We start from the raw sequence: 24,908 nt of genomic DNA, 5'->3' as shown, positions 1-24,908 counted from the left end.
CCTGCTTGATTTATATTTTAATAATTTTTACTATTTAAATTTTATCTTTTATTAATAAAGTAGTTATTTAGCAATAATAGTTTTATCAATTATTTCTGTACCTTCATTTGAGTTATTTTTATACAAAATATTAGTATCAATTTTTAAAATTATTTTATTATCTAAAAAACTAAATTCTTTTTTAATTTCATCATCTTTATATAAATAATTTTTTGACAAAGTTAATTCAAATTCTAAAATATATTTGTTCTTATCAATATGAATATATGTGAGTTTTGTATTTAAAAAAATCTGATTATCTTTTTTATCCTTAATTGATTCTTTGACTAAAGAATAAATTTTTTCACTAAATTTATTATCATAAAAATAATTGCTATAAGGTATTAATATAACACCTAGTTTTTCAGTAAATTCTTTTTCAGTCAATTCTTTTTTACCATCCAAAAATTTTTTATTAATTTCTTCATTAATTGTATTTTTTATCAAATTAAGAGTATCTAAAGAAATATTAATTGTTTTTCGATAATAAGTTAAAGAAAAACTAATAGGAATTGCCGCTAAGGCAATTGAGACCGCAGATATAGAAACAATGGATATTACTAATGTTTTTTTCTTCATACTATTTCTCTCTTTATACTTATAATGGTAAATCTCTTTTAGAAAATGTAAAATTACCTATCCCATAACCAATAATTGCTATTAAAATTAAAATAATGAATTGATAAATAATATTTGAATTTAAATCTTTTACTTCCAATGGAATAAATAAACTATTTAAAGATAAATATTGAAATATTTTTAATCATTCTAATGAAGCAATTGAACCTTGTTCTGACATATAACCTAACATAAAAAAAACGTAGCAAAGGATAGCAAATCCTGCTCCAAATGCGAATGATTTACCGCTTGTATTAAAAGTACAAGAAAACATAAATAAAATTGATGAAAGGGCAACATTAAATAAAAACGAGCCTAAACTTATAACAGAAATTTGTGCTATTTGTTTAGAACTTGTTTCGCCAACAATACCTAAAGAGATAAAACTTGAACACATCATAATTAAATTAATAAACAAAATGGCAAAAACGAAGTAAAAAGTCTGTGTTAAAGATATTTCTTTTCTTGAAATTGGTGTAGATAAAGTATAAGCCATTGAACCTTTATCAACTTGATTAGCAATTAAAGAATTTGATGTAATGATAATATAAACCATAATCAAAATTGAAAATAACATCGGGAACATTGAACAAATCATATATACTAACATTGAAGAATTTTGGTGCTTTATATCATCAATTTTAGATATATCTATTGCTCCTATTGAATTAGAATTATCTGAGGAAGAATTATTATTTGAATTATTGCTAATCGCAATTTTAAAAGCTATTCCCATTATAATCAGGAAAAAAGCTATTAATCCTGAAATACAAAGTAAAATTTTTCTATTTATTTTAAAAGTTTGTTTTAACAAAATTAAATTCATTTTAACCTACCATTATCAAACAAAAATTAATTATTAATAAAATTGAAGTAACTCAAAGTGTAATTGAAATAGTTAAATTTGTATAATTTAAATCAACATTTTTCTTGGTTTTTGCAGTTTTCAAAACTGTGAAAATAGAAAAAGAAGTAGAAAATAAAACAAAAAACAAAGATAAAACCATTGTTAATACTTGAATTGTAGTCATTTATTTATTTTCCTTTTCTATTGATTTTTGGTACTCTTTTAAAAATAAATTTTCTAATAATATTTTATTTTCTTTAATAAACAAAATATTATACTTCGATAATATTTTCATTAATTCATTAATTCTTTGGTTATTTATAGTTATTACAATTTGATTTTGTTTATCATCTTTTTTAGTAATATTGATAATTTCATTTTTCAAAAAATTTAAATAATCATTTTTCGTTTTAAATTCAATTTTAAAATTTTTATTTTGATTGTCATGAATTTCTTTTTTAACATCAACAATTCTTAATATTTTTCCATCTTTGATCATCGCAACGCGATCACAACATTGTTCTAATTCGTCAAACATATGACTAGATATTATGAAAGTTTTTCCTTTTAATCTTTCTTGAATAATAAGATCTATAAAATCCCTTCTCATTAGTGGATCTAATCCTGTTGTTGGTTCATCAAAAATGAAAATTTCATTTTCAGGCAAAAATGAAACAACAATTCCTGTTTTTTGTTTCATTCCTTTTGACATTCTTTTTAAATTAGCACGAGAATCTAATTGTAATTTCTTAGTTATTTCATATACCGCATCTAAATTATCTCTTTTTCAAAATTCGGCTTGAAGTTTTAAAAAGTCATCTCCAGATTTAACATTAGGAAAATTAATTTCACCCGGAATATAAGAAACTATTTTTTTTACTTCTTTAGCATCATCAAAAGCATCTAAATTATTAATACTTATTTTTCCATAGTCTTGTTTAATAAACCCCATTATATGTCTAAGTATCGTAGTTTTTCCTGCTCCATTAATTCCTACAATACCAAAAGATTCTCCTTTTTTAATTTCAAAAGAAATATTAAAGATACCTTTGTTATTTCCATAATCTTTAGTTACATTTTCGAATTTAATAAAAGACATTTATTTATAATCCTTTGTGTTTTTATCATAAAAATGCATAAAATAATCTTCTAATGTAAACTTTTTTTCTTTAAATGATTTTAATTGATAATTAGTTAATGTTTTAATTAAATCATTTGTTTGTGAATCTTCAATACTAATATCTATTTGTAATAAATCCTTATTTTCATAGCTAATAACAAATGGTTCTTTTTTAAAATTGCTAAAAGAAAATAAATCTAAAAAATTTAAGACAAATGTTTTTTTATCACGATACTTAATTGATTCAATGTTACATTCATTAATTATTTTCCCATCTTTGATAATTGATATACGATCGCAAACTGCTTCAACCTCTTGAAATAAATGAGAAGACAAAAGTATTGATTTTCCTCGTCTTTTCTCTTCTTTAATAAAATTAACAAAAGTAACTTGACCAATAGGATCTAATCCTGAAGTTGGTTCATCCAATACTAAAGTTTGTGGATCATGCATAAAAGCAGTGATGATTGCTAATTTTCTTTTTTCTCCTAATGCCATTCTTTTTAATTTTATTTTTTTATTTTCTAAATTAAGTTCAAATAAATTTATTAAATAATTTGTATATGTCATATCTTTTATTTTTCTAAGATCAGCCATATACTCAATAAATTCTAAAGGTGTTAAGTTTTCAGGTAATGCTATCTCGCCAGGCAAATATCCTAAATCATTTTGAATTATTTTAGCATTTTCAAAACACGATAAATTATTAATAAAACAAGAACCTTTGTGCGGAGCACTAAAACCTAGCAAATGTCTAATTGTGGTTGTTTTACCAGCTCCATTTGGTCCTAGAAAACCTAAAACTTCTCCTTTATTAACATAAATATTAATATCAAAAATTCCTCTACCAAAACCATAATCTTTAGTAAGATTATTAATTTCTATTGGTCGTTTGTTTATGTTATTCATACTATTCTAATAGTAATGTTTTTAATTACAAAAATAGAAAAATGTTAATTAATATTTTATTTTTTCATTTGTGCCGCTACTTCAGCCGCAAAATCTACTTCGTGCTTTTCAATTCCTTCACCAACTTCATATCTAATTATTTTGATTGGTGTAGAATTGATCTCTTGTAAGTATTTACCAACAGTTTTTCCAGATTCAACTACATAATCTTGTTCGGTTAAAGTATAGTTCGACAATTCTTTTCTTAACATACCAGCAAGAATAGATTCTTGAATTTTTTCTGGTTTACCTTGTAGAGCAGGAGATTGAGAGAAATTTAATTTTAATTCATTAATTTTTGTTTTAGGAACTGCTTCTTCATTCATATATTCAGGATTCATAGCAACAATATGCATTGCTATTCCTTTTAATTTTTCTTCGTCACCACCTTTAGCTACAAAAATAGCTGCCTTTTTGTTATCAAAATGAACATAAGTTCCTACTTTAATATCATCTTTTAATTCAATTTTTTCTATTCTTCTTAAAGCAATTTTTTCTCCAATTTTAGCTGTTGCTTCTACAGTTAATTCTTCAATTGTTTTTCCACTTGTATCTTTTAAATTCAATGCTTCTTCTAATGAAGTAAATTCATTTGAAATCAAAATGTTACCAATTTGATTTACTAATTTTTTAAAATCTTCATTCATTGCAACAAAATCTGTTTGTGAATTAACTTCATAAATAACAGCAACTTTATCATTTTTGCTAATTGCTACCATACCATCAGCAGCAATATTACCTGCTTTTTTAATAGCTTTTGCTGCACCATTTTTTTGTAACCATTCAATAGCAGCATCTATATCATTATTTGAAGCTTCAAGCGCCTTTTTACAATCAACAAACCCTGCGCCTGTTATTTCTCTCAATTTTTTAATCAAATCTCCCATATTATTCTCCTTTGTTAATTTCTTTTTGTGTTTGTTCAAGCTCTATTTTTTTAGTAAATCTTCTAACTTTATTTTCTCCATAAGTTTTTCTAACTATCGAAGGGTTTCTATGCTCTTCTTGTGGTAAAACAATTGATTCGTCTGGTTGATAAGCATATTTAGTTTGTCCGCCTTTACCATAAACAATTGCATCACCTAAGATTGTAATAATTAAATTTAATGATTTTATTGAATCATCATTTGCCGGAATCCCCAAATCAACTAATTCAGGATCTGTATTTGTATCAATAATTCCAATAACTTTAACATTTCTTTTTTTAGCCTCTTTAATAGCTATTAAATCCTCATTAGGATCAGCAACAATCATAAATTGTGGAGCTCTTTGCAATGGTCTAATTCCATTTAAATTTCTGTGTAATTTCTCCAATTCTTTTTTTAATAAAATACCTTCTTTTTTTGTATATCCTTCAAACCCTCTTTTTTCTAACTCTTCAAGATCTTCCATTACTCTAAGACGAGAAAAAATAGTTTTTGAATTTGTTAATGTTCCACCAAGTCATCTTTCATTAACATAAGCACTATTAGTTCTTAATGCTTGTTCCTTAATAACATCTTTAGCTTGTTTCTTTGTACCTACAAAAATAAATGTCGCACCTTTTTCAGCTGCTTTTGAAAGTAATCTAAAAGCAAGTTCCAAAGCTTTATGTGTCTTTGAAACATCAATAACGTGTGTTCCATTTTTCACTCCATGAATAAATGGTTTCATTTTTGGATTCCATTTATCTTTTTTGTGACCAAAATAAACGCCAGCTTCTAATAGTTTATTAAGAGAAACAACTTCTCTATCTTTTTCTTCTTTTACTTCTGTATTTGTCATAAATAAAATCTTCTCCTAATTTACAAGTTTTATATTCGAGTGTTGAGAACTTCCTTAAACTTCTAACGAAACATCCTTAATTAATGGGACACACTCAATCGAATCCATTTAAGTGCCATTATACATAAAAAACAAAAATATAACTCATACCATTTTAGCAAAAAAGTTCTATTTCAGAACTCTTTTGTTAATATTTTAAATAACTATTTTCTAGCAGCGGATGCTCTTCTCTTAAATCTTTCAATTCTTCCTGTTGCTTTAGCAACTGAAGTATCCCCAGTATAAAACGAGTGACAACCTGAACAAACATCAATTGTTACTTCTTTTGAAGTAGTCGATAATTCGTGTTTTTTTGAACAAGTTGAACATTCAATTTCTAGTTTATTTAATTGAGGATGAATATCTTTTTTCATTTTTACTCCTTCTTATGTTGTACTAAAAGCAAATTTTATTTCACTAAATTATAGTATAGATGTGAAATTTTGAAACAAAGTTTATACAAACAAGTTATTAAATTTTTTGTAATATAATTTTAAAAAGAAGTATACACTATATACGAGTTTTTATCAAAAGGAGTTTTATATGCCAGCAACAGGAATAACATTAAGATGCGAAATTTGTAAAATGGAAAATTATATTTCAAAGAAAAACAAAAAAAATACAGTAGACAAAATTGAATTAAAAAAACATTGTCATAAATGCAATAAACATACATCCCATAAGGAAAAAAAATAAATGAATTCAAAAAAAATTCTTGATATTTTTGAAATGTATAAAGTTGATGCAATAATTTCAGAATCACCGCAAACTAGATATTGATATTCAGAAATATCTACAACCGATGGTTGGTTAATAATAGAACCAAAAAGTGCTACACTTTTTGTCGATGGTAGATACATTGAATATGCAACAAAAAATGCTAAAAATGTATCAGTTCAATTATTAGCTAACAACTCATTACAACAATGGTTAAAAGATAAAAAATTCCAAAAAATAGCAATTGAAGCTGATTATTTAACTGTTCAAAATAAAATTAAAATTAAAGATATGTTAAAAATTGGTGATGAATCAATAATTCCAATCAATGGACAAAAATTAAGAATAATTAAAACTGAAGAAGAGATCTTAAAAATTCAAAAAGCTATTGATATTTCTTTAGAATCTTTCGATAAAGTTCAACTATTTTTAAAAGAAGGAATTACCGAAAAAGAGGTTCAACACAAATTAGAGTATATTATGGTTAGAAGTGGAGCTGAAAAAGAAGCTTTTGATTCAATTGTTGCTTTTGGTGAAAGTACAGCAGAACCTCATCATCACTCATCAAATAAGAAATTGAAAAAAGGCGATATAGTAACAATTGATTTTGGGGCTAAGTTCGAAGGTTTTTGTGCGGATATAACAAGAACGTTTATCTTTGAAGATCAAAAATTAAATCCAAAATATAATGAAATATTAGAAATTGTTGAAGAAGCTGCTAGATTGGGCAGACAAGCGGTAAGACCAGGAATTAAAGCATCTGAAATTGATGATATTTGTCGTTCCTACATAACTTCAAAAGGATATTCAAATTTTTTTCTTCATTCAACAGGTCATGGATTAGGGATAGATGTTCATGAATTTCCCTATGTTTCAAAACTATCAGATATAGTTCTAGAAGAAGGTATGGTAATTACAGTAGAACCTGGAATTTATATTGAAGGAATTGGTGGAGCTAGAATTGAAGATGATCTTTTAGTGACAAGTGATGGAGCAAAAATTTTATCAAGAAAGTAGGTTTAGTATGATAAGTGTTAATGATTTTAAACCAGGAATAACATTCCAATTAGATGGTAACTTATATGTTGTTTTAACTGCACAACATTCAAAACAAGGTAGAGGACAAGCAAATGTTAAAGCGAAAGTAAAAGATTTAAGATCTGGAGCCACAACAATTAAATCTTTTACTGGTGGTGATAAAGTTCAAAAAGCTCACATCGAAACAATAGCAATGAACTACTTATATAACGATGGGACAAGTGCTATACTAATGGATGAAGTAACATATGAGCAAGTTGAAATTCCTTTAAAAAGACTAGAATGAGAATTAAATTTTTTAGTTGAAGGTGCCAAAGTAAAAGTTAGAAAATTTGAAAATGAAATTTTAGATATTGAAATACCTTTAAATATTGAACTTGAAGTAGCAGAAGCTTTTGATGCGGTTAAAGGTAACACAACAACAAATCCTCAAAAAAAAGTAACTTTAACTACAGGTTTTGAATTAGAGGTTCCTATGTTTATTAAGCAAGGTGACATTATTATCGTTTCAACTGAAGAAGGTAAATATATTGGAAAAGGTAAAAAATAATGGTTTCTTATTTGGTTATTAAAACTCATCCAAAAACTTCAGTGATGATTGATAGACAAGTTTTTGAAGATATCATTAATTCGCTTACCAAAAGTGTCTCAGATATTAAAATAAATACTTTTAAAACATCAATTACATTCTTAAAAAAAGAAAATAATGTTAATTTATCTTTGGAAATTAAAATTTCAAAAAATGTAAAAATTGCAGATAAAGTTAAAGAAATTAAAAATAAAATTGAATCTCATTGCTTATATTTGACTGATTTTAAACCTCAAAATATAATTATCAACTACGTTGGTTCATATTAATTAGAAAGTAGGTTAAAATGAAAATATTAGTTACAGGCGGAGCTGGTTATATTGGTTCACACACAACTTATGAATTAATTGATAAAGGATATGAAGTTGTTGTAGTTGATAATCTTTCAAAAGGATTTAAATCAAATGTTCATCCAGCAGCAACTTTTTATGAAGTAGATTTAAGAGATGAAAAATCGTTAGAAAATATTTTTGAAAAAGAAAAAAATATTAAAGCAGTAATGCATTTTGCAGGCTCAATAGTTGTACCCGAATCAGTATTCAAACCATTAGAATATTTCAATAATAATGTTTATTCAGTTGAAATACTATTAAAAACAATGAATAAGTTCAATGTGAAAACATTTGTATTTTCTTCGACTGCTGCTGTTTATGGGGAACCAAAAACAAATCCAATAACTGAAAATGATGAACTTAAACCAATTAATCCTTATGGAGATTCAAAATTATCAGCAGAACTTTTAATTAAAGGATGAGCAAAAGCTCACAAAGCTAATTATGTAATTTTTAGATATTTTAATGTTGCAGGAACTAATAAAAATGGAAAAATTGGAATTAAAGGCGAAGTTTTAACTCACTTAGTTCCTGTTGTTATTGATGCTGCTTTAAACCCAGAAAAAACAATGAATATATTTGGAGATAATTACAAAACAAAAGACGGTTCTTGCATAAGAGATTTTATCCATGTCGTCGACTTAGCAATAGCTCACATTATTGGTTTAGAATGATCGATTAAAAATAACAAATCAAATATTTTCAACGTCGGTTCTTCAACGGGCTATAGTGTTTTAGAAGTTCTAAATCAAGCCAAAAAATCATTAAATATTGAAATAAAATCTAAGATTGTGGACAGGAGACCAGGAGATCCTGCTATATTATTGGCTTCAACTGCAAAAATAGAAAAAGAATTAAATTGAAAGCCCCAAAAAACTTTAGATGAAATCATTAAAAGTGAATTTAATTTTAGAAAAAATTGAAGTAATAAATAATTATTAAAAAAATCATAAGATATTTATTAATTAGTTACATAATATTAAAAATTAATTTTGTAAACTATATTACAGATTAGAATGCGAGAATAATAATGAAACTTGATTTTGGAACAGCCGGAATTAGAGGAATTGTTGGAAGTGAAGAACATCATTTAAATGAAATACATGTAGCAAGAGTTATCGATGGTTATGCTAGATATCTTTTAAATACTTTTAGCAATATAAAAGAACGCGGTATTGTAATAGGAAGAGATAATCGAATTAAAGGAAAGGAATTTACTCTAATAGCAGCACAAATTTTAACTTCGTATGGAATTAAAATATATTTTAATTTTAATATGTTAGCTACTCCTTTTATTAGTTATTTAACGAGAACTAAAAAAGCAATAGGTGCTATAAATATTACTGCAAGTCACAACCCAAAAGAATATAATGGAATTAAAATTTATGATCAAAATGGATGTCAATTATTACCTGATGAAGTAAACAAAATGAAAAGTTTTTTTAAAGATTATAATGACTATCTTCTATACAATCAATTGAATTATCAAAAAATCGAAAAAGAGCTATTAAATAATAATTTAGTAGAAAACATTAAAGAACAAGATTTTAATTATTATGTTGAATCTATTAAAAAAATTAATTTCAATAATCAAGATCTCTCTAAAATAAAAATTGTCTATTCTCCATTACATGGAACTGGTTATCCTTTAGTTAAAAAGATATTTAATAACATTTCTTCAAATGTAATTTATGAAAAAAATGAAATTATCGAAGATAGCAATTTTACTTACGTTGAAAATCCTAATCCCGAATACAAAATCGCTTTTAAAAATACAATTGATTTAGCAAACAAAGAAAATGCTGATTTAATTTTAGTTACTGATCCTGATTCTGATCGAGTTGGTGTAGCTATTAGAAATAATGAGAAATTTGAATTATTAAATGGTAATGAGATTGCTATATTGATAACTGACTATTTATTAGAAAATAAAAAAATAGATAAAAGTAAAAAATATTATTTAATTTATTCTTTTGTTTCAACATCTTTGCCAGCTAAAATGTGCCAAGAAAAGAGAATTAAATCTTATATTTGCGAAACTGGATTTAAATGAATTGGAAATAAAATTAACGAGTTAAACGGCCAAGAAAATTTCTTCTTTGCTTTTGAAGAATCATACGGTTCTCTAATAAACGAAGAATTATCGCATGATAAAGATGCTATTCAATCATTATTTGCTTTAGCAATTATTGCAGCAAAAGCAAAAGAAAATAACAATTCCTTACTCGAAAAATTAGAACTTATTTATCAAAAATATGGACATATGGAAGCAAAATCATTTTCTTTCAATCTAAAAAATGAAAAACATTTAGAAGATATTAAAAATAAATTTAAAAATTTAAATTTTCAAAATGCTGATTTATTAGATTATAACAAAACAATAAATGGTATTAAAAGCGATATGCTAGTTTATCAATTTAAAGATAACTTATCATGAATATCATTACGTCCTTCAGGAACAGAGCCAAAAGTTAAGATATATATTCACTTAATTGAAAAAGATAAACTAATTGCAAAAAATAAATTTAATAATTTACTTAAAGAAATAGAAAAAATCATGATTTAAGAAATATTAAAAAAATCTATTTTCATAATTTTCTATATTTTGAAATTTTTCTAATATAGAAATCATTGGTATTACAATCATTGAAGCCAAAGGAATTGTTAAACAAGATTTAGTCACAATACCAAATAAAGATAATGGATACTGTTTTGCGAAATCAATATTCTTTGAATAGAATCTTCTTGAATATTCTAAATAGGCATAAGGTCCTCATATTCATCTAAAAACAATAACTATCATTATGATTAAGGTTAAAGAATGTAATCATTTTATATATTTTCATTCTTTTTTCACTTTAAACAATATCAAACAATATAATGAAAAACTAACTATTGAAATGCACAAAAAACTGATTAGAATATAAATGAAGATAGGGAATATATTTTTATCTTTTACTCCTTCATACTTGAAATTATCACTTAACAACTGAAAAAAGAAAATTATTAAAGTAGACGCGATTAAAATAAATATTGTTGTAATTGAAATAATGACTGTTCACTTACTGTTTTCTTTGTATGATTTTCAAAAAAATCAAGCAATAATACTTACAAGTGGAGCAATAATTGCATATTCAATCATTCATCTAGCTATACCTGATGTTATAAAAGTAAACAGTGTATCACACACAATTGAAAATATGGAACCAATAATAGGACCAAATAAAATTCCATTAAATATTCAAAATAATATTTCAATATTAAAATTTAATGGACCACTAAAAATCAATGAACAAACATATTTAGTAACCAAATAAAAAGACATCAAAATTGCCATAAAGGCAATTTGTCTTGTATTAATTTTGCAATATTTGTAAAAAATGCTTTTAATTGTTGTTGTAGTTATCTACTTTTATTTTATTTAATATCTCGGACACTAAATAAAATGATCCAATAAATAATGTTTTTTTATCTAGTTTTTCTAAAAAAAGGTCAATATTAAGTATTTTAGTAAATTTATCACTATATTTAGTTAATAACAAAGGTTTTCTGCCTTTATTTTGATATACATAAATCATTTTAAATTTTTTTTCTAATAATTCGAAAATTTTTTTATTGTTTTTATCAGACGATAAAGAAACAACGATTTGTTCAAAATTTATTTCTTTGTATTGATAATATTTTAAAGATTCAAAAAATCCTTGATAATTATGAGCAACATCTACTCAACAATCTATTTTATTTATTTTAATGTTTTCTGATCTTCCTAAAGGTAAAATGAAATGACTTTTAAAATTATCAATACAAAAAACTTGTTTTAAAAATGCTTTGCTCAATGATTGATTTATTGTTTCATATGTTGATTGATTCGTTTTGATTATACTAAAAAGGCAATTTTCTTTATTTGCTTTTTCTTTGAAAATATTAATTATTTTTTTATCAATTGAATCAGAAACAAAAACTTGATTTTGGTTTTTAATAGAATATGACTTATCAATCGCTATTTTTTCTACAGAATCTCCTAAAATTTTTTCATGATCTACTGCAATTGATGTAATCAAAAGGTAATTGTGATCGAGATAATTGACAATATCTTTTTTTGCTCCAATTCCTGCTTCAAAAATAGCTACATCTATTTTTTGACTATTAAATCAATGTAGAGCAGTTAAAAAAAATACATCAAATCAACCAAAATTAACGTTAATAAAATCACTTTTTAATTTTGATATAAATTTAGCCATAATTTCAAAATCAATATTTTTATTATTGATTTTAATTCTTTCATACATTGAATAAACATGAGGAGAAGTAAATAAACCAACCATATAACTTTGTGCAATTAGCTCATCATTTATATATTTTGCATTTGATCCTTTACCATTTGTTCCTACAATATGAATACTTTTAAATTGAAATTGTCAATTGTAAAATTTGACAATTTTTCTAAATTGTGTTTTATTAATCTTTCCTTCTAACGAATAAAGAATATCCAAAAGATGCTGTTCTATTTTGCTATCGCGATTATTCATCTTTTTTACTTTCTTCTATTTCTTCTAATCTACTTTTTAGTTCTATATTTTCCTTTGTTATTTTCAAAATTTCTTTATTTAGTTCCTCAATTGTTTTAGTTTGATTCTCTTTTTCGCTATTTAATTTTTCAATTGTTTTTTCAATATTTTCCAAATCGTTAATTATTGAATCCAAAAAACTATCAACATTCGAAGGACTATAACCATTAATAACTGAATCAAATTTTTTATCTAATATTTTTTTAATATTTTCTTTAATAGTCATAGACACCTTCTTTTCTCTTTAAATTAAAATTTAATAAGATAAAAATTTCTTTTTCCTTTTTTAATAATTAAATACTTATATTCAAAATTCCTTGGAAATAATTCTTCATTTTCATCTTTTTTAATTTCTCCATCTACACTAATTGCTCCGCTTACCAGAAATTCTCTTGCTTCTCTTTTTGAAGAACAAATATTAGCTTCTATCAGTAAGTCGATTATTTTTCTTTTTTGATTATGGTTATCAAACATAGGTAAATCATTTTTAATTAATTCAATTTGATCCGTGGTAATTTCGTTAATTGGTTTAGACGATTCAAAAAGAATTTCAGTTATTTCCTTTGCCTGTCTTGCTTGTGTTTTTCCATGAATATCTTGACATACTTCAAGCGCTAACATCTTTTGTGCCAATTTTTTTCTTGGTTCAGTTTTATGATAAGACATAATTTTTAAAATTTCTTCATCTTCTAAGAAGGTATATCATTTTAATAGTTTTTCGACATCAGCATCATTTTGATTTATAAAGAATTGATACATAGCAAAAGGAGATGTTTTAAAACGATCTAATCATATTGCTCCACCAACTGATTTGCCAAATTTTTTTCCTGTTGAATCTAAAAGAAGATTTAATGTAATTCCTAAAGCACTATTATTTTCAAAATTTTTCTTAATAATTTCAAGTCCTGTAGTAATATTACCTCATTGATCAGAACCACCTGCTTGAATTTTAATGTTTTTATCTCTATACAATAAATAAAAATCATAACCTTGTAATAAGGTATAAGCAAATTCAGTAAATGATAAACCATTTTCTAATCTTGAACTAATCGATTCTTTGGCAATCATATAATTAACATTAACAAGTTTTCCTACATCTCTTAAAAAAGTGATGATATTCATATCTTTATAAAAATCATAATTATCAATCACTTCTAAGCCAAAAGCTTGTAGTTGTAATTTTATTGCTGCTTTATTTTTTTCTAATGTATTTTGATCTAATAATTTTCTCTCAGATTCTTTAAAAGAAGGATCACCAATCATTCCAGTTGCTCCACCTAAAACTGCATATGTTTTCAATCCAGCTTTTTTAAAACGATGAAGAATAGAAATAGGAATATAGTTTCCTAAATGCAATGATTCAGCAGTAGGATCAAAACCAATGTAAATTCCATCACCTTCTTTTAAATCTTTTAATTTTTCTTCATTTGTAATATTATTTATTATTCCTCGATCTTTAAGTTGTTCAATTAGTTTTTCTATCTTATTCATTATTTAATACTCCTTAAAAATTATATTCATCATCAATGGTTAAATCATCACAATTTACTAATCCCTCTTGATTAATTCCTAAAGATTGATAAGACATTATCATACCTTCTGAAGATACATTAATTATTTTTGAATTTAATATTTTTAGTCCTGAATATATGATTGCTCCATTAATGGCAAATAAATAATTTTTATTAAGTTCAATATTTTGAAAATTTGTAATAATTTGTCTTTCTTTATCGTTAAAAATTACATTTAAAACTTTTAGTTTTTCGCTTGAAGGATGATTTTTAATTTGATTTACTTTACCAATCTTGTAAAAAGAAACAAAATTTTCTTCTTTTAAATAATTTGGAAATTTATCTATTAAATATTTTTGTACTTTTTCTTTTATCCTATGAAAACCTTCTTCAACTTGAAAATATTGCTGATAATTTAAAACATTAAGACCAACAACTTTATTATTTACAAAAATAAAAATAAAATCTCCTTCTTTTTTGGTTTCAAAATCATAATCATTTGATACATCCCTAAATAAAAATGAGACATTTTTTTTATTGTTAAAAAACTTGTGATTATTTACTAATGAAATGGACATAGAAAAATTATAAATTATTTTGTTATAAATAAAACTCAATTGAAGGTTACAAATCAAAAAAATTAATAATGTAAACCTAAAAATAAAACAATTATAATTCAGTATTATACAGACAGAAAATTTAGGAGATATATTATGAAAATTGCATTAGCTGGTGACCACGCAGGATTTAGATTAAAAGAAGAAATTAAAAAACAATTAGAGCAAATGGGATATGAAACAATAGATTTTGGTCCTTTTAGTGAAGAAAGTTGTGATTTACCTGATTTTGTCTATCCTGCTGCTTTAGCAGTAAGTAAGAATGAAGTCGATAGAGGAATATTTATTGATGGAGTAGGATATGGTTCTGCTTTAATTGCTAATAAAATATATGGGGTTTATGCTGCTATTGCTCAAGATCCATTTGTTGCTAGTTTGGCGCGATCACATTCTAATACTAATGTATTGTGTTTAGGTGGCAAAGTTATTGGTTCTGCTATAGCAAATGAAATTGTAAAAACTTGAATGAATACTAATTACCTATCTAACGATAAAAAATATGTTAACAGAGTTAACAAAATAATTGATATTAATAATAAGCATCTTAAAAAATAAATCTAAATCTTAATACTAATGCTTCAGTTAGTAAATTAATTATTTTTCTCATAAATAAATATAATGTGTTTCAAAATTTTTGTTTAAAAAGATTTCGTTTTTAATTTTGTTGAAAAATTAAAAAATTTAATTATTAAGATATTTAAATTATTTTTAAAAAAGAATTAAAAATGTATTTGTTGTCTCTAATAACGCATACTGTTGATAGACACCAAACTTTTTAATAAAATTCCATTACTAAATATTTCATAAACAAATACTACAAATTGCATTTTGTCTATAAATAAAAGATAAAATTGTTCTAAAATTAAAATTTTCTTTACATATTAGTTATTTATGATATTTACCCGAATATCATATTTACTGCTTAACATATTACATTTTTTTATTATCAATATATCTATCAAATTTTAAAAAGTTTAAATAATGTTGATCAAACTTCGTTTTAGTCTCTAAGATTAACAACAATAATTAAACTATTTTTATTAAAAGAGACAATAACTTATTATGCTCTATTCTTTTAATTCTTTGAAAATTAAATTCTCAACTATTTATTCTTTTGAATTTGCCATTAAATTTTTACATTATCTTAATTAACTAACAGTATTTACTTATTAAATTCTTCTGATAAAATAGAAATTATGACTAGGTTTGGTCAATGAATTAAGAATATAAATAGTACAGGAATAAACAACGATAAATTAAAATTTATAAATTTTATTGCAGTTTCTGATAGCGATGATAGTTATCTTAAAAAAGAGTGAAAATCAAAAGCAAAAAAATTAAGATTAATCTACATAATATTCATTTTTTCAGTTGTTTTAATTTCTTTCTTTCCACTTTTTTTGCCGCCTAATGAACAAACTAAGTGAACACAATCATTTTTAAATATTGGAATTAATATTTTTGTTTTTGTTGTTTTAATTTTAGATTACTTTTTAAGATGAATTACTTATCCAATAAGAGCCGGAAAATTTTCTTCAATGCCTCTTTTATTCTTTCCATTAACGGGCGTAAGTTTATTAATGATTATTTCTTTGTTACCAACAACATTTTCTGTTTTTGCAAAATTCATTGATGAAAATGATCCATTTGTTAAACTTATAAATGTTTTTTCTATTGTAAAAATTATTAGACTACTTCTACTTTTAAAAGTTATCCCAACTTTCGATATTTTTTCAACAATCTTTGCAAAAAATAAATTTCTTTTAATTAATGTTTTTATTTTTGTTTTTATTATGGCCGTTATTTTTTCTCTTTTAATTTATTCTGTTGAAGGTGGCACAAAATGAATTAGTGTAGAAGAATATGCGACTTTAAATGGAATTGATATAGATAAAATTCCGCCAGATATAATTAAAAACGGAAAAATAGAAGTTCCAATTAATAACAAAATATTAAATTTTGGTGATGCTCTTTATTTTACTTTTGTAACAATAACAACAATTGGTTATGGAGATATAACACCAACAACTTCTTTAGGTCGTGTTGTTGTAATTATTGATGCCATTTTAGGTATTATAATTTTTGCAATTCCTTCAGGGATTATTACAGGTTCATTCATTGTTGAAATTCAAGAAAAATACAAAAATAAAAAAAATATTCAAAAGCAAAAAGAAATCGAAAAACTTTCATTTGCTGAAAGATTTTATATCAATATGAAAAGTAAAACAATTAACTTAGTCCATAAAAATCATGAACACAAGTCTTCAGAAATTAAAAAAATAATTATTGAAAATAATGCGAGTCAAGATCAAAATAATATTATTTACGAAAAATTAGCAAATAAATTAGAACAAACTAATATTAGAAATTACTCAATTAATAATAAAAAAATTGAAATAGATGTTCTCAATATAGAAGAAATTGATGAAAATTTTTTTAAATTAATTGAATTATTAGAACTTAAATGAAAAATAAATTAAAACAAGAAAAAAATATAAAATATTAGTGGGATCAATAAATTTCCCGTATATATAATTATTATTTTGAATAATAAAATTGACTAAGATAAGTCAGTATGATCGTAAAATCGATAATTTTGTTTTTATGTTTTATTCTTTCTAAGCTTTAAGTTTGTTTCATTTATCTCTTACTTTTTATAAATTAATTGTTTTGTTTTGTCTTTCTTTGTTTTTTACATCATTATAATAATTTGTTAAAAACATAAAAATTAATTAAAAGTTATTATTTTATTACTTCAAAAAATAAATAATTATATTAGCGAAGAAAAAGTTATGATTTAACTTTTTCTTTTTTTATTAAGAATTAACAGTAATAACAAAAAACAATTTTTATAATAAAATTGTAAGTGATAATGAAATGATTTAGTTTTGCAAAGAAAGAAAAAAACAATTCAAATTTAAATTCTATACCCTTTAAAAAAACTTTGGAAAATAGAAATGAAGATTGTATTTTTGAAATTGAAAATCTTTCTTTATGATACAAAAATGGAACTAAGCAAGCTTTGTTTGATATTTCTACAGGAATTAAATTAAATAAAGTTACCGCTTTTATTGGACCTTCTGGTTGTGGTAAATCAACTTTTTTAAGAGAACTAAATAGAATGAATGATCAAATCGAAGGTGTGATATCAGAAGGAAATATTTTTCTTGAAGGAGAAAACATTAGATCTAAAAAAATGAATCCTACATTATTAAGATCTAGAGTAGGTATGGTTTTTCAAAAACCTACTCCATTCCCTATTTCAATTTATGAAAATGTTGCTTATGGGCCAAAATCAAATGGAATACATGATAAAAAAGTTTTAGATCAAATAGTTGAAAATGCATTAAAAGATGCTGCTTTGTGAGATGACGTTAAAAATAATTTAAGTGATTTGGGAACTAGTTTATCTGGTGGGCAACAACAAAGATTATGTATAGCAAGAGCTATTGCTCTTGAACCTGAAGTTCTTTTAATGGATGAACCTACTTCAGCATTAGATCCTATTGCTGTTGCTAAAATTGAAGAACTTATTTTAAAATTAGCAGAAAAATATACTATTGTTATTGTTACCCACTCAATGGCCCAAGCTCAAAGAATCAGTGATGAAACTTTCTTTTTTTATCAAGGAAAAATTATTGAACAAGGTCCTACAAAAGAAATTTTTATGCATCCAAAAGATAAAAAAACAAAAGATTATATTAACGGAAGGATAGGATAATTATGTCAACAAATTACAATATTCTTTTAAAAAGCGAAAAAAGACTAAAAGAACTAATTGTTTCTTATCTTTCTTTGGTTCATGAAATTCATAATAAATTGTGACAAGATATCGATAAATATACTGATGGAGAAAAAAACATAATTTTTGATAATACTGAAAGAAGATTAAAACGTTCAATGACAAAAGAAGATGAACTATTAGATGAGTGTATTTGAACTATTTCTAAAGATGATCCTCGAGCTAATCATTTAAGATTTATTATTTCGGTAATTTATTCAACAAAAGATTTATCAAGATCTTGTGAGTATGCCCAATCAATTGCAAAAGTTGTTGTAAGAAATAATTTGGATAAGACAACGATGAAATTCATGAGACCAACAGCAAAATTATATTTAGATTACATTGAACAAATTATTAAATTGTACAAAGGAACTATTAATGATAAATTTGAAAAATTTGATGAGTTTAATTTAGAATTTGAAAGCAAATTTGAAAAATTACAAAAAGAAAATAGAAAACATTTTTCAAGTGATGAAATTGTTCAATTTCAAATTATTCAAATTTGTCGATTAATTTCTTCAACTACCGAAAGATTGCAATCAATTTTTTCTTCATTTTTATTTTCAAAATCAGAAACAAAAACTATTGAAATTAAGAAAAACAAAAAATAATCTATTTTTTATTAGAATCAATTTGTTTAATATTTAATTCTTTTAATTGTTCATCACTAATTCTTGAAGGTGAATCTAACATAACATCTATTCCATTTGCATTTTTTGGAAAAGCAATAACCTCTCTAATAGAACTTTCTTTAGCTAATATCATCACTAAACGATCAATTCCAAAAGCTAAACCACCATGTGGAGGGACTCCATACTGAAATGCATTTATAAAAAAACCAAATTTATTATTAATATCTTGATCACACAAATTTAAAACTTTAAACATTTTAATTTGTAGATCTTTATCATGAATTCTTATTGAGCCAGAAGATAATTCAAATCCATTTAAAACCAAATCATATGAGCGCGCTTTAACTTTTAATGGATTATTGTCTAAATATTTAATAGTTTCATCAGTTGGAGCAGTGAAGGGGTGATGTGCAGAAACAATTTGATTATTTTCATCAAGTTCAAACATTGGTCAATCTATAATTCAAGCAAATTCATATTTATCTTCATTTGCTAAATTAAATAATTCGTTTAATTTAACTCTAACTGCTCCTAAAGATTGTGTTACATTTTTATATTCTCCTCTTGTTATCAACAATGTAGCGTCTTTAATATTAAAGTCATCAATTATTTGTTTTAGCTCTAATGAAATTAAATCATTCAAAGTGTTTGAATTAAAATTTTTATTTTGAATTTTAATTGTGATAAGTTTATCTGTTTTATTTTTTAGAGCTATTTCTTCTAATATTTTTATATCTTTATTTGAAAGAAGTTGGTCAAAAATCACTCCTTTAATTGATTGATGATTTTGAAACAAAGGAGAATTTGAACTTGCTAAATATTTTGTTAAATCAATTAATTTATACTCATATCTTAAATCAGGCTTATCACTTCCATATAAATCTACAGCTTCATCATAAGTTATTTTTCTAAAAGGAGTAGATATGTCTATATTTATCAATTTCATAATATTTTTGTACAAATCTTCCATCAATGAAAAAATATCATCTTCATTAATAAAAGACATTTCAACATCAAGTTGAGTAAATTCTGGTTGACGATCTTTTCTCATATCTTCATCACGAAAAGCTCTTGAAATTTGAAAATATTTTTCAATTCCAGAAATCATTAATAATTGTTTATAAAGTTGTGGCGATTGAGGAAGAGCAAAAAATTTGCCATTATTTCTTGTCGGTACTAAATAATCTCTTGCTCCTTCAGGAGTTGATTTTGATAATATTGGTGTTTCTATTTCCAAAAAACCATTCTTGTCAAATCAATCTCTAACGATTTTGATTATTTTGTGTCTTAATAACAAATTTTCATACATTTTAGGTCTTCTAAGATCTAAAAAACGATACTCAAGTCTTGTTTCTTCTTTTGCTAAGACATCATCTTTTATTTCAAATGGAATATCAATTGATCTAGAAAGAACTTCATACGAACTCACTTCAATTTCTCAATTCCCTGTTTTTAAATTAGTATTAGGGTTTTTTCTTTTTTTTAAAATTCCTGTTATTTTTAAAACAGATTCTTTTGAAAAATCAATTTTATTATTAAAAATTAATTGAACAATTGCACTTCGATCTCTTAAATCAACAAAATTAAAACTACCCATTTTTCTGATGGTTTGTGCTCATCCATATAAAGTGACTATATCATTTTCTTTAAAATTTAAGATATCTATATTTGCATTTTTTTTCATTTTATTTTCCTTGCAATAATTCGTTTATTTTATCATTCAAATTTTCCAAATTTACTTCAATATTTTTTCCATTTTCTTTAATAGTTCAATTGTTAGTATTTTGTTGTTTTAGTTCTTGAAAAACAATAATTTTAGATTTTTGTTTTAATGCTTCATCTAGTAATTTTTTAAATTTTCTTATTTTATAATTATATTCAACAACAACACCATTTTCTCTTAAGTTGTAAATAAGACTATAAATTTTTTGGTATTGTTCATTATTTTCAATTAAAAAATTTACATCAATATTAGATTTTAATTCATTGAATTTTTGTTCGAATTTAATAATTTCAAAAAGACGTTCAACACCAACTCCAAAGCCTACACCATTAATAACATTGTTTCCTTCATTTTTTATCAAATTTAAATAACATCCACCACCAATAATTGTTGCTTTGGTTCCTAAAGCTTCTGATTGAGATACAAATTCAAAAACAATATTTGAATAATAATCCAATCCTCTTACCAATGAATAATTAATTTCATACTTAATATTTAATTCATCTAATGTTTTTAAAACACTTTCAAACTCTTTCTTTGTTTCAGTAGAATAAAAATCGCATATTTTAGGTGCATTTTGTACTATATTCAATTTAGAATCCTCTTTATCATCTAAAATTCTTAAAGGATTAATTTCAATTCTTTCTTGTGATATTGCCGAAAGTTTATTTTTGTATTTTCTGAAATATCTTTTTAATTCTTCAATATATTCTTTTCTATTTTCAACGTTTCCAATACTATTAATATTTAAAACATAATTGTGTATTTTTAGTTTTTTTAATAACGAATTTGCAAGTACAATCGAATCAATAATTGAGTTAACATTTAATTCATTTGTTAATTCAACACCAATTTGATAAAATTGTCTTAATCTACCTTTTTGAGGTTTTTCATAACGAAACATTGAATCAATATAATAAAGTTTATTGAATTCTTTTTTAGTATACAATTTGTTTTCCAAAATAGCTCTACCTACTGGTGCTGTACCTTCTGGCTTAAGAGCTAAATCACGATCATTGTAATCTTTAAACTTATAAATTTCTTTAGTTACAATATCACTTGTTTCTCCGTTTGCATCACGGAAAAGTTCTAATAGCTCAAAAGCTGGCGTAGTAATTTTTTTAATATTATAAGCTTTTGCTAATTGCTCAAATGTTTGAAAAATAGTTCTATAAATTGCATCGTCTAAACCATAAATATCTTTAGTTCCTCTTGGTTTTTTAATCACAATTTTCTCCTCTTTAAAAAAATAAAGAACCCTTATAAAAGGATTCTTTATTCTCCTTTTAAAATGTATTTTAATTATACATTTTAATTAACTATTTTATGTTATTAATACCTTTGAATGTCTGTTCTTTTACTTTTTCTGTATCTCAATAATTTTCTAAAATTATTTTTCTTTTTATTTTTGCTCTTCAAGACTCAAAAATAATAATAATTTTAGGTAAAAGAATAAAGACAATTATTCAATTTAAAATTATGAAAGAAACCATAAATAAACTAAATGTTAAAGGCAAAGAACCAGTAAAGATTGCAAATATAATAAATAACAACAATGTTATTCCATTACTTAACAACGATGGTTTTAATAATTTAAATAGTTGTTTAGACACCAAGTCTTTAATATCGCTATACATCATTTCTTCAATTCTTGTTGTTTTTAGTTTGTAATGGATTTTTGTAATCACATTAATACTTGATAATAAAAATATTACAAATCCAAAAATAGCAGCTACTGATAACAACGGATTAATTTCTATTAATCCAAATGCCACCATAAAAACAAATGCAATGGTTGACACTAATGAAACAATTAGTAAACTTAATGCTTTAGTTCAATTCATTCATAAAAGAACAAACAAGCACATTACAATAATTGCCAACAAAATTCCATACATTGTATATTTCATTATTTCAAATGTGTTTGAAGTAATTAATTTTGAAGGAATGATAATAACATTATATAAACTATAAATTTTGTTTGATAATTCATTAATTTTTTCGGACGAATAATTTTTATCTAAATTTATCTCAATTGTTGATTGATCTATTAATTTAATATCTGAATTATTAATACTAAATTCTTTTAAAGTATCTTTAATATTAGATACTTCTTTATTATCGAATTGTTCATTTTGAGGTTTAAAAACTCTTAATATAGTTTGTTCTTTATCTTGGATACTTATATTGTGAAAGCCGCTTCTTAAGGTTTGTCCGTTAACAAAAAAAGAAACTAAGAAAATGATTAAACCAAAAATTAAAACATAAGATAAAGCAATACCAATAATTCATCAACCACGAGATTCAAATTGTTTTTTAAATGAAATATATTTAAATCATTGTTTTGTTTTGTAATTTGAAATTATTGATGAAGAATTATTATTTTTAGAATTTACCTGAATAGTTTCATCTAAATTTAATTCTTCAATTGTTGATAATTGTAATTCACTAGTATTTATAATTTGATATTTTTTACTTCATAATCCAATTAATTTAGGATTGTTTTCATTTTGTTTAATTCCAACAATAATATTAGATAAAGAAACCAATAACGGAATTAAAATTAATAGAATTGCAAAACAAGTAATTAGAGTAATAATCGAGAAGCTTCCAAATATTAATGACAATATAATATAGAAACCACCAACTGATAAAATCAGTACGATTGATTTTAATATCATAGATTTAATCGATTCTTTTATTGTATTTTTTACTGATTTTGAAATTGAGTTTCCTTTAAAAAATTCTCTTTTGATTTTTTCAAAAAATGTAACAATAAAATCTAAAGCAATAATAGTTGAAAGCAATAAAGCACATATAGCAATGGAATCATAATCACCAAAGAAAACTGTAATCATTAGCAATGATAAGAAAATAATAACGGCTAATATAATTATTGCGATTATTCCTAAATATCCATAATTAATTACAATAAAAATTGAAATTATTGCAAAGAAAGATATTAAAGCAATTAATAAAAATGTATAAGCATGACTACCATTTGAAGCACTAAAATGATTTAACGTATAGTTGTCTAAACTATAATCTGAAATTCAATACGAAATATCATAATATTCAGTTTCAATTTCTTTGTTAGTTACAACACCATTGCTTACTCCAAAATCTTTATTTAAAGATAAGGAGGTCGCTCCTTTAAAATCATCAATTAAATTTTTAGAAACAATAAAATCTAACGGTTTATATTTCTTAATTTCAATAACATCACCATTTTCGCCATATTTTTCTAATATTAGTTCATCTTTAAAAATAGGTGGTCTTGTTGTATCATTATCACCTTTAGATTCATATTCTTCTGGTGTTCATCCATTTACAAATAAAAATTCATACATTGATCCAACAAAATTTTCTTTATTTCTTGCTTGCTCAACAATTTCTTTTAAAATTTCGTAGTTTTTCCAAATTATTATTTTTTTGTTATTTTTATCTAATTTTTCTGAATATGTTTTATAGAATTCATTTAAAACTGTTGTATTTGCTGTTAAACTAATTTTTCCATTATTTAAACTTGCTGAATAAAAAAAATAATTATTATCAACACTATCTTGGAAATAATTATCATTATAATTTTGATTAATTGGCAATAATGTTAAAGGTTTTTTTTCGATTAAAAATTTTTCGAAATCTAAAATATCATTTTTGTTTTGAATGTTAGTAATATCAATTTTTAATACACTATTATTTTCATAATAAGCATCCACAATTGAATTTTGATATTTGTTTTCTAATCTATTTTTTAAATTAAACAAAAGTTGTTTTGCGTATGATTCATCAATTTCATCACCATTATAGGTTGTCGGTTTAATGACTAGTGAAATACCGTTTTTGTAATCATGATTAAATTTAGTATTCTTTGTTTTTAAACCAAATGATAATCCAATAAAAAGGACACTAAAAATAAAAGAAAAAGATAAAATTGTTCATCTTTTTCAATTATTCAATTTAAAAAAATTCTTAATTTTATTTGACATCGTGGTATTGTTATTTTATCAAAACATCAATTC

Annotated in this window: 27 protein-coding genes; 11 read left to right on the top strand and 16 right to left on the bottom strand. The window is 24.0% G+C overall.

Going from position 1 to position 24,908, the window contains the following annotated elements; translation table 4 throughout:
• Positions 1-63: 63 nt before the first annotated feature.
• The 8 genes from ACJA28_RS00640 to rpmE all read right to left on the bottom strand — a co-directional run bounded on the left by ACJA28_RS00640 (position 64) and on the right by rpmE (position 5,749).
• Positions 64-618, bottom strand: a complete 555-nt coding sequence (locus ACJA28_RS00640) for a hypothetical protein (RefSeq protein ID WP_022935149.1) — start codon at positions 616-618, stop codon at positions 64-66.
• Between the two features lie 19 nt (positions 619-637).
• The gene (locus tag ACJA28_RS00635) at positions 638-1,483 is read right to left on the bottom strand and encodes an ABC transporter permease subunit (protein ID WP_022935150.1); all 846 of its coding nucleotides are present in this window, start codon (positions 1,481-1,483) and stop codon (positions 638-640) included.
• A 1-nt stretch (position 1,484) separates the two neighbouring features.
• Complete coding sequence (locus ACJA28_RS00630; protein WP_022935151.1) at positions 1,485-1,688, bottom strand: hypothetical protein; 204 nt, start codon at positions 1,686-1,688, stop codon at positions 1,485-1,487.
• A complete protein-coding gene (locus tag ACJA28_RS00625; protein WP_022935152.1) occupies positions 1,689-2,603 on the bottom strand; it encodes an ATP-binding cassette domain-containing protein in 915 nt (304 codons plus the stop codon).
• Complete coding sequence (locus ACJA28_RS00620; RefSeq protein ID WP_022935153.1) at positions 2,604-3,533, bottom strand: ABC transporter ATP-binding protein; 930 nt, start codon at positions 3,531-3,533, stop codon at positions 2,604-2,606.
• A 56-nt stretch (positions 3,534-3,589) separates the two neighbouring features.
• Positions 3,590-4,459 carry a translation elongation factor Ts gene (gene tsf / locus ACJA28_RS00615; protein ID WP_022935154.1) on the bottom strand — a complete coding sequence of 290 codons (870 nt, stop codon included), beginning with the start codon at positions 4,457-4,459 and terminating at the stop codon, positions 3,590-3,592.
• 1 nt (position 4,460) lies between these two features.
• Complete coding sequence (gene rpsB / locus ACJA28_RS00610) at positions 4,461-5,336, bottom strand: 30S ribosomal protein S2 (RefSeq protein ID WP_022935155.1); 876 nt, start codon at positions 5,334-5,336, stop codon at positions 4,461-4,463.
• A gap of 203 nt (positions 5,337-5,539) precedes the next feature.
• Positions 5,540-5,749, bottom strand: coding sequence for a 50S ribosomal protein L31 (gene rpmE / locus ACJA28_RS00605; RefSeq protein ID WP_022935156.1), 210 nt, complete (start codon positions 5,747-5,749; stop codon positions 5,540-5,542).
• 169 nt (positions 5,750-5,918) lie between these two features.
• Between rpmE and rpmG the strand changes: the two genes are divergently transcribed.
• The 6 genes from rpmG to ACJA28_RS00575 all read left to right on the top strand — a co-directional run bounded on the left by rpmG (position 5,919) and on the right by ACJA28_RS00575 (position 10,617).
• Complete coding sequence (gene rpmG / locus ACJA28_RS00600) at positions 5,919-6,071, top strand: 50S ribosomal protein L33 (protein ID WP_022935157.1); 153 nt, start codon at positions 5,919-5,921, stop codon at positions 6,069-6,071.
• Positions 6,072-7,109, top strand: a complete 1,038-nt coding sequence (locus ACJA28_RS00595; protein ID WP_022935158.1) for an aminopeptidase P family protein — start codon at positions 6,072-6,074, stop codon at positions 7,107-7,109.
• 7 nt (positions 7,110-7,116) lie between these two features.
• A complete protein-coding gene (gene efp / locus ACJA28_RS00590; RefSeq protein WP_027121687.1) occupies positions 7,117-7,680 on the top strand; it encodes an elongation factor P in 564 nt (187 codons plus the stop codon).
• On the top strand, positions 7,680-7,988 hold the full coding sequence (locus ACJA28_RS00585; protein ID WP_022935160.1) for an MMB_0454 family protein: 309 nt from the start codon (positions 7,680-7,682) through the stop codon (positions 7,986-7,988). The genes efp and ACJA28_RS00585 overlap by 1 nt, the downstream gene beginning before the upstream one ends.
• 17 nt (positions 7,989-8,005) lie before the next feature.
• Entirely contained in the window at positions 8,006-8,986 is a 981-nt protein-coding gene (gene galE, locus ACJA28_RS00580) for a UDP-glucose 4-epimerase GalE (protein ID WP_022935161.1), read from the top strand.
• Between the two features lie 95 nt (positions 8,987-9,081).
• Entirely contained in the window at positions 9,082-10,617 is a 1,536-nt protein-coding gene (locus ACJA28_RS00575) for a phospho-sugar mutase (protein ID WP_022935162.1), read from the top strand.
• 6 nt (positions 10,618-10,623) lie between these two features.
• On the opposite strand, the gene ACJA28_RS00570 is transcribed toward ACJA28_RS00575, so the two are convergent.
• Positions 10,624-10,908, bottom strand: coding sequence for a hypothetical protein (locus ACJA28_RS00570; protein WP_406602213.1), 285 nt, complete (start codon positions 10,906-10,908; stop codon positions 10,624-10,626).
• A gap of 70 nt (positions 10,909-10,978) precedes the next feature.
• Here ACJA28_RS00570 and ACJA28_RS00565 point away from each other — a divergent pair, with 70 nt between their 5' ends.
• On the top strand, positions 10,979-11,368 hold the full coding sequence (locus ACJA28_RS00565; RefSeq protein WP_022935164.1) for a hypothetical protein: 390 nt from the start codon (positions 10,979-10,981) through the stop codon (positions 11,366-11,368).
• A gap of 69 nt (positions 11,369-11,437) precedes the next feature.
• Here ACJA28_RS00565 and ACJA28_RS00560 read toward each other — a convergent pair whose 3' ends face one another.
• From ACJA28_RS00560 to ACJA28_RS00545, 4 genes are read right to left on the bottom strand one after another with little or no spacing between them, the layout of a single operon-like run.
• Positions 11,438-12,580 carry a folylpolyglutamate synthase gene (locus tag ACJA28_RS00560; RefSeq protein ID WP_022935165.1) on the bottom strand — a complete coding sequence of 381 codons (1,143 nt, stop codon included), beginning with the start codon at positions 12,578-12,580 and terminating at the stop codon, positions 11,438-11,440.
• Positions 12,573-12,845 (bottom strand): DivIVA domain-containing protein, encoded by a 273-nt coding sequence (locus ACJA28_RS00555; RefSeq protein WP_022935166.1) that lies wholly within the window; start codon positions 12,843-12,845, stop codon positions 12,573-12,575. The genes ACJA28_RS00560 and ACJA28_RS00555 overlap by 8 nt, the downstream gene beginning before the upstream one ends.
• A 23-nt stretch (positions 12,846-12,868) precedes the next feature.
• A complete protein-coding gene (tyrS, locus tag ACJA28_RS00550; RefSeq protein ID WP_406602236.1) occupies positions 12,869-14,101 on the bottom strand; it encodes a tyrosine--tRNA ligase in 1,233 nt (410 codons plus the stop codon).
• A gap of 22 nt (positions 14,102-14,123) precedes the next feature.
• Entirely contained in the window at positions 14,124-14,708 is a 585-nt protein-coding gene (locus tag ACJA28_RS00545) for a tRNA-binding protein (RefSeq protein ID WP_022935167.1), read from the bottom strand.
• A 135-nt stretch (positions 14,709-14,843) separates the two neighbouring features.
• Between ACJA28_RS00545 and ACJA28_RS00540 the strand changes: the two genes are divergently transcribed.
• The 4 genes from ACJA28_RS00540 (at position 14,844) to ACJA28_RS00525 (ending at position 19,142) form a co-directional block, all read left to right on the top strand.
• Positions 14,844-15,302, top strand: coding sequence for an RpiB/LacA/LacB family sugar-phosphate isomerase (locus tag ACJA28_RS00540; protein WP_022935168.1), 459 nt, complete (start codon positions 14,844-14,846; stop codon positions 15,300-15,302).
• 641 nt (positions 15,303-15,943) lie between these two features.
• Positions 15,944-17,227, top strand: coding sequence for a potassium channel family protein (locus ACJA28_RS00535; protein WP_022935169.1), 1,284 nt, complete (start codon positions 15,944-15,946; stop codon positions 17,225-17,227).
• Between the two features lie 392 nt (positions 17,228-17,619).
• On the top strand, positions 17,620-18,468 hold the full coding sequence (gene pstB, locus ACJA28_RS00530) for a phosphate ABC transporter ATP-binding protein PstB (RefSeq protein ID WP_022935170.1): 849 nt from the start codon (positions 17,620-17,622) through the stop codon (positions 18,466-18,468).
• 2 nt (positions 18,469-18,470) lie between these two features.
• Complete coding sequence (locus ACJA28_RS00525) at positions 18,471-19,142, top strand: PhoU domain-containing protein (RefSeq protein ID WP_022935171.1); 672 nt, start codon at positions 18,471-18,473, stop codon at positions 19,140-19,142.
• A 1-nt stretch (position 19,143) separates the two neighbouring features.
• On the opposite strand, the gene aspS is transcribed toward ACJA28_RS00525, so the two are convergent.
• The 3 genes from aspS to ACJA28_RS00510 all read right to left on the bottom strand — a co-directional run bounded on the left by aspS (position 19,144) and on the right by ACJA28_RS00510 (position 24,875).
• Entirely contained in the window at positions 19,144-20,847 is a 1,704-nt protein-coding gene (aspS, locus tag ACJA28_RS00520) for an aspartate--tRNA ligase (RefSeq protein WP_022935172.1), read from the bottom strand.
• A 1-nt stretch (position 20,848) separates the two neighbouring features.
• Positions 20,849-22,114: a histidine--tRNA ligase gene (gene hisS / locus ACJA28_RS00515; RefSeq protein WP_022935173.1), complete on the bottom strand. Its 1,266-nt coding sequence runs from the start codon at positions 22,112-22,114 to the stop codon at positions 20,849-20,851.
• A gap of 91 nt (positions 22,115-22,205) precedes the next feature.
• Positions 22,206-24,875, bottom strand: coding sequence for a hypothetical protein (locus tag ACJA28_RS00510; protein ID WP_022935174.1), 2,670 nt, complete (start codon positions 24,873-24,875; stop codon positions 22,206-22,208).
• Positions 24,876-24,908 lie beyond the last annotated feature (33 nt).

It is taken from the genome of Mesomycoplasma moatsii (assembly GCF_045276915.1).
Classification (GTDB): domain Bacteria; phylum Bacillota_I; class Bacilli_A; order Mycoplasmatales; family Metamycoplasmataceae; genus UBA710.
Note: the sequence above shows the minus strand (reverse complement) of the source record. Positions and strands in the feature narration are given on the sequence as shown.